The 6,817-nt window shown below is 61.7% G+C and carries 2 protein-coding genes; both read left to right on the top strand.

Annotation, left to right across the window (positions count from 1 at the left end):
- Positions 1-12 precede the first annotated feature (12 nt).
- On the top strand, positions 13-3,180 hold the full coding sequence (locus QZY48_RS14570) for a BPTD_3080 family restriction endonuclease (protein WP_295431961.1): 3,168 nt from the start codon (positions 13-15) through the stop codon (positions 3,178-3,180).
- A gap of 286 nt (positions 3,181-3,466) precedes the next feature.
- Positions 3,467-6,442 carry a site-specific DNA-methyltransferase gene (locus QZY48_RS14575; protein ID WP_295431964.1) on the top strand — a complete coding sequence of 992 codons (2,976 nt, stop codon included), beginning with the start codon at positions 3,467-3,469 and terminating at the stop codon, positions 6,440-6,442.
- The last annotated feature ends 375 nt before the right edge of the window (positions 6,443-6,817 follow it).

Consider the following 6,817-nt stretch of genomic DNA (forward strand, 5'->3'; position numbering starts at 1 on the left):
CGGGAGGACCCCATGACCACCGTCACTATCGACAACCCGATCATCAACTCGCCGTTCGACGAACCGCGGCGCCATTTCCTGTTTTCGGCCAACGGCATCACCGATACCCTCGGCCGCGGCCGGCGCAAGAGCGTCTATTTCGTGCCGGTCCCGCGCCCGCGGCTCAAGGGCAAGACCCCGGCCAGACTTACGGTGTCGAAGACGCTGAACCCGCGCCCGCAGCCCAATGGCAAGACGCTCGAACTGGATCTGGAGATTACCAGCACCGCCCAAGAAAACCACCTGATCAACGCTATCCGCGAGTCCGTCGGACTCTGGCGGGCCACCGGCTACCCCGGGGTCACGACCGTCACCCGGCGCCTGTTGGAGCATTGGCAGCACCCGGACCGCGAGCGCAAACTGTTCTTCTGTCAGATCGAGGCACTGGAAACCATCATCTATCTGACTGAGATCGCCCCCGACAAGGGCGGCACGAAGGCAAGAAAACTACTCAAACGCCTCAAAGACGCCAACGCACAAGCCACCCCCGCCGGCCACTCGATATTGCAGCGGTACGCGGCCAAGATGGCGACCGGCAGCGGCAAGACCGTCGTCATGGCCATGCTGATCGCCTGGCAGACCCTGAACAAACAGGCCGAGGATGCCAAACCCAAGGATAAGGATAAGAAGAAGAAAGAGCCGCCATTCACCGATCGCTTCCTGATCGTCGCCCCCGGCATCACCATCAAGGACCGCCTGCGCACCCTGCTGCCGAGCGATCCGGACAACTATTATCGCGCGCTCGACCTGGTGCCGGCCGCCTTCCAGGATGGGCTGGGCCAGGCCAAGATCGTCATCACCAACTATCACGCCTTCATGTTGCGCGAGGGCGGCGAGGCCGCCGGGCTGACCAAGCGGATACTGACCGGCAAACGGGACGTCAGTCCGTTCCGCGAGACCCCGGGGCAGATGATTGCCCGCCTATGCGGCTCTTTCGGGACCCAAAAGGACCAGGTCATCGTGCTCAACGACGAGGCCCACCATTGCTATCACCGCAAACCCGTGGCCGCCCTCGAGGAGAAGCTCACCGGTGCCGCCAAGCGCGAGGCCGAACGGCGCGAGGCCGATGCGCGCGTCTGGATCTCCGGGCTGGAGGCGCTGAAAAAACAGCGCGGTATCAAGGCGGTCTATGACCTGTCGGCCACGCCCTTCTTTCTGGCGGGCTCCGGTTATCACGAGGGCGAACTATTTCCCTGGGTGGTGTCCGACTTTGCCCTGATCGATGCCATCGAAAGCGGAATCGTCAAGGTCCCGCGGGTGCCGGTGGCGGACAATACCGACCAGCAGGAGTCGCCGGTCTACCGCCGGCTCTGGGATGCCATCGGCAAGCAGTTGCCCAGCGGGACCCGCGCCAAAAAGGCCGAGGCGCAAACGCCCCAGTTGCCCAAGGAACTGGAAGGGGCACTGCATCACCTCTACAGCGATTATGCGAAATCGTATGCCGGCTACCAGGTGAAGACTGCCGCCGGGTGGGATCTGATGCCCCCCGTTTACATCGTGGTATGCAGTAACACCCAGGTCTCCAAACTGGTGTTCGACTGGATTGCCGGCTATGAAAAGGCGCTGAATGGCGGTGAGACGGTCATCGTCCCCGGCCAACTGCCGATCTTCAGCAATGTCGAGCGGCATGGAGAAGCGTCCCGCTGGTCGCACCGCCCCAATACGCTCTTGATCGACAGCCAGGCGCTCGAATCCGGCGAGGCGCTCACCGACGACTTCAAACAGGCGGCGGCGCGCGAGATCGACGAATTCAAGGCCGAGATCCGCGAGCGCTTCCCGGGCCGCGCGGTGGAGGCACTGACGCATGAGGACATCCTGCGCGAAGTGATGAACACGGTCGGCAAGAAAGGTAAGCTCGGCGAGCACATCAAGTGCGTGGTGTCGGTCTCCATGCTGACCGAGGGCTGGGATGCGAATACCGTCACCCATATCCTGGGGGTGCGCGCCTTCGGCACCCAACTCATCTGCGAACAGGTCATCGGGCGCGGGCTGCGCCGCATGAGCTATGAGCCGGAGCCCCAGACGGTGCTGGTCGATGGCGAGTCGGTCACCTTCGACGCCTTCCCGGTGGAATATGCCGAGGTCTACGGGGTACCGTTCGAGTTCCTGCCGACCGGCGGCGGATCGAAGCGCCAACGACCGAAGGACAGCACCCATATCTCCAGCGTGGAGAACCATAGCAAGGCGCGGATCGTCTTTCCCCGGCTGACCGGTTACCGCCATGAGATCGCCGCGCAGCAGTTCAGTGCGCGGTTCACGGAGAGCAGCCGCCTCATACTCAACTCCAAGCAGTTGCCGACCATCGTCGAGAATGCCCCGATCATCGGGGCCTCCAGCATCCAACGCCTGGACGATCTCAAGGCCAGGCGGATCAACGAGGTGGTTTTCCTGCTGGCCAAGCTGGTGTTGGAACGCTATTTTCGCGAGGAGTCCGCCACCGAATATGCCATCGGCGGTCGGCCGGAAACCGAGGTCAAGGGCTGGCTCTTTCCCCAACTGCTCAATATCGCCCGGCGCTGGCTCCATGAGTGTGTGATCCCCCACTGCCAGGACGACGCCTTTCCCCAACTCCTGCTGTTGGTCGAATTGGCCCATACCGCCGCCGATCGCATCTATCAGGCCATCGTCAGCGGCGATACGTCGGGCGATGCCCCGCGGCTCAAGCCGATCCTGCAGCCGTATAACACGCAGGGGGACACCGGCGGGATCGGTTATCTGAGCACCAAGGCGACCTGGCGCACCAATCACAAGAGCCATATCTCACACGTGGTGCTGGACAGCGGCTGGGAGGGCACGGTCGCCAAGTCACTGGAAGACATGGACGAGGTCCATGCCTATGTGAAGAACATCCCCCGGCTGGACTTCCTGATCCCCTATACCGTCGGCGGACAGACGCGCACCTATCTGGTCGACTTCATCGCCCGCATCGACGACGGGCACGGCGCGGCCGACTTACTGAACCTGCTGATCGAGGTATCCGGCGAGAAGCGCGATGACAAGGATGCCAAAGTGGCCACGGTCCAGACCCTCTGGGTGCCGGCGGTCAACAATGACGGGCGCTTCGGGCGCTGGGGCTTTGTCCAGGTAAAGGACCCGCATGATGCCAAGAACAACATCCGCGATTTTTTCCGTTCGCCATGAGCCTTGCGCTGGTCGAACAACCGAAGGGCGAACGGAAAAAATTGGAGTCTCCACGTCGTTCGAATGACGCGCATGAACGCCGCTTCGACCATAAGAACACAGGAGGTCGAGGCTTTAGCCGGTCGACATTGCATCGCGACGGCCCTCCTCCGGCTAAAGCCTCGACCTCCAGTGCGCAATGCCCGCACGATGGCTTGGGCGATGATCAACGCCGTATTGAAGAAACCTTGGCGCCTTGGCGTCTTGGCGTGAGAAATGTCCTTTCCAAATGTTTGCTGAATCCACTATGGCCAATCAGACCCCGATCGACAGTCACAAGCATCAGGACGCGAGCCGTGCCAATATCCCGACCGAGGAGTTGAGGGATTTTGTGACGGCCGACGAGCATGAGCCCAAGACCATGCGCTATCCGCGCAACCCGGATCTCGACCCGCAACTGGTCTGGCGGGGCAAGGACGCGCAGGACAGCGGCGACCTGGAGGTGCCGGTGGTGCCGGTCTATATCCAGGAGAAGGTCCACCCGCGGGCGTTGATCGAGGATCTGCGCACCGGCGGTCGGAGTGGGCAGCCACAGCTCGATTTTTTCTCCGACTTCAACGGGATCGCATTCGAGCAACTGATCGAGTTCTACCAGCATAACCAGCATTGGCAGAACCGGCTGATCCTGGGCGACAGCCTGCAGGTGATGACCTCACTGGCCGAGAAGGAGCGGCTCAAGGGCAAGGTACAGATGATCTATCTGGACCCGCCCTATGGGATCAAGTTCGGCTCCAACTGGCAGGTCAGCACCCGCAAGCGCGACGTGAAGGACGGCAAGGCCGAGGACCTCACCCGGCAGCCGGAACAGATCAAGGCGTTCCGGGATACCTGGGAATATGGCATCCATTCGTATCTGCCGCATCTGCGCGACCGGCTACAGGTGGCGCGCGAACTGCTGACCGAGAGCGGTTCGATCTTTGTGCAGATTGGGGATGACAATGTTCATCGAGTTAGGGCCGTTATGGATGAGGTGTTTGGGGCCGAGAATTTTATATCTTCTATTATTCTCACCAAGACGCCTGGCTTAACTGCTGAATTTATTGCCAACGTCGAGGATTATATTATTTGGTACGCAAGGAGCAAGAAAAGCCTTAAGTATCGGCCTCTTTTGGTTACGAAAGGATATGGAGAAGATGGTTCCGGAAAATATGACAAGGCTGTAGACCGGTCATTGGTCGTGCATGTTGTCAAGAAGGAAATGAGGAGTGGATTCGCGCCCCTTCCGGATAACTGGAGTGCCTTTCGGCATGGCGACCTGAGTTCCCAGCGACAAGGCCGCGACAACAGTGAATTCGGAGCAATGTCGTTCCCATTCGAGTTTCAAGGCGGAAGATACGTTCCAGCGCCTGGTCGCGGTTGGACTACGACAATAAATGGCATAAGGCGCCTGGTGCAAGCAGGAAGAGTTGATGTAACGGGAAGCAATCTTAGCTATCGGCGATTTCTCAATGATTTTTGTGCTTTCCCACTCACGAATGTTTGGACTGACATTGCCGGAATTCAGAGTCGTTCAGACCCTAAAGTATATGTCGTTCAAACTGCTACAGAAGCGATTAAGCGTTGCCTCCTGATGACCACCGACCCCGGCGACCTGGTCCTGGACCCCACCTGCGGTTCAGGCACCACCGCCTATGTCGCCGAGCAATGGGGGCGGCGCTGGATCACCATCGACACCTCCCGCGTTGCACTGGCACTGGCGCGCACCCGGCTGATGGCCGCCCGCTATCCCTATTATCTCTTGGCCGACTCGCAGGACGGGCGCCGCAAGGCGATGGAACTCAGCGGCACCCTTGCGCCCCCGGATGCCCCGCCCCCGCGGGACGACATCAAGCAGGGCTTCGTCTACAAGACGGTGCCGCATGTCACACTCAAGGCCATCGCCAACAATGCCGAGATCGATAGCCTCCATGCCGCCTGGCAGGAGACCCTGGAGCCGCTGCGCGCCGAGTTGAACCGGTCGCTCGACAAGCACTGGCAGGAATGGGAGGTCCCGCGGGAGGCCGAGACCCCCTGGGCCAGCGAGACCCAGGCGCAGTTTGCCCGTCTGCAGACACTGCGCAAGACGGCGGCGCCCGATGCACAGGTCATCAACAGTGCATTGCAGGCGCTCAATACGACGCTGAAGCGCCAGTACACACTCGACACACTGCCGCCGCGCCCGGCCGATCCCTGGCCGGCACCGATCGCCGAAACTCACCGCCAATGGTGGGAGGCGCGCCGTGCGCGTCAACAGGCCATCGATGGATCGATCGCACGCAACGCCGAGACGGAGACACTCTTCGATCAGCCCTATGAGGACAAGAAGCGGGTGCGGGTCACCGGACCCTTCACCGTCGAATCGCTCTCGCCCCATCGGGTCCTGCCGACCACTGATGAGGGTTCTGCCCTGCCCCAGGCGGAGCGCGATGCCAAGGACCAGGCGGCGGATTTTGCCCTGCTGATTCTCGATAATCTGCGCAAGGCCGGGGTCCAGAATACCGTGAAGCAGGAGCGGCTCACCTTCGACCGGCTGGAACCCTTGGCCGGGTGTTGGCTCCAGGCCGAGGGCGAGTACACCGAAAAGGACGGCAGCCCCCGGCGGGTGGCGGTATCACTCGGGCCAGAGCATGGCACCCTGGGCGCCTTCCAGGTGAAGGAGGCGGCCAAGGAGGCGATCCAGGGCCTCGGCTTCGACCTGTTGCTGGTCTGCGCCTTTGCCTTCGACCCCTCGGTCACCGAGGAAGCCAAGCGCTATGGGAGGCTCAGGATCCTGCCGGTGAAGATGAACCCGGACTTGGCGATGGGCGACGAGTTGCTGAAAAAGACCGGCAGCGGCAATCTGTTCATGGTCTTCGGCGAACCGGACATCGCCCCGGTCGACCCCAAGACCGGTAAACTGATCCCGCAACAGGACGGCCGGTTTAAAATCGAGATCCGCGGGCTGGATATCTACGACCCCACCACCGGCCAAATCCGCAGCCATGGCACCGACGATATCGCCTGCTGGTTCATCGACACCGACTACAATGGCGAGAGCTTTTTTGTCCGCCACGCCTATTTCACCGGCGGCGACAAGCCGTATGAGAAGCTCAAGCGGGCACTCAAGGCGGACATCGACGAAGCGGCCTGGGAGGCGCTGTACCGGACCCGCAGCCGCGCCTTCCCGCCCCCGCTCACCGGCAAAATCGCCGTAAAAGTGATCAACCACTACGGCGATGAAGTGTTGAAGGTCTTCGAGGTTTGACGCAACCGATCGCGGCGTGGGGCCGCTCCTGCGACTGTAGGAGCGGCCCCCAGGCCGCGGACTGAGGGCCGCGGGTGAAATACCCGACGCGGCCCGGATGGGCACGCCCGAGCGACGCCACGACAGGGCCGGACCGTCATGCGCGGGCTTTGCCCATCCTACGGCGTTGGCGCGACCGCATCAGTCTGGATCGCACCGCGTCGCGGCTGAAGCCTCGACCTCCGGTTGCGGACGGACCGCCGCTGGCTGGGTTGGGTAGCCAGGCGACGTTACCGCCACCCAGCCCCCTAAGAACCGTGCTTGCGACTTTCACCGCACACGGCTCAAGCCTTGCTAAACCCCTGTCACAGGGCCGGTAGTTCATCGAGTTTGTAC

This window comes from uncultured Thiodictyon sp., assembly GCF_903828115.1.
Taxonomy (GTDB): Bacteria; Pseudomonadota; Gammaproteobacteria; order Chromatiales; family Chromatiaceae; genus Thiodictyon.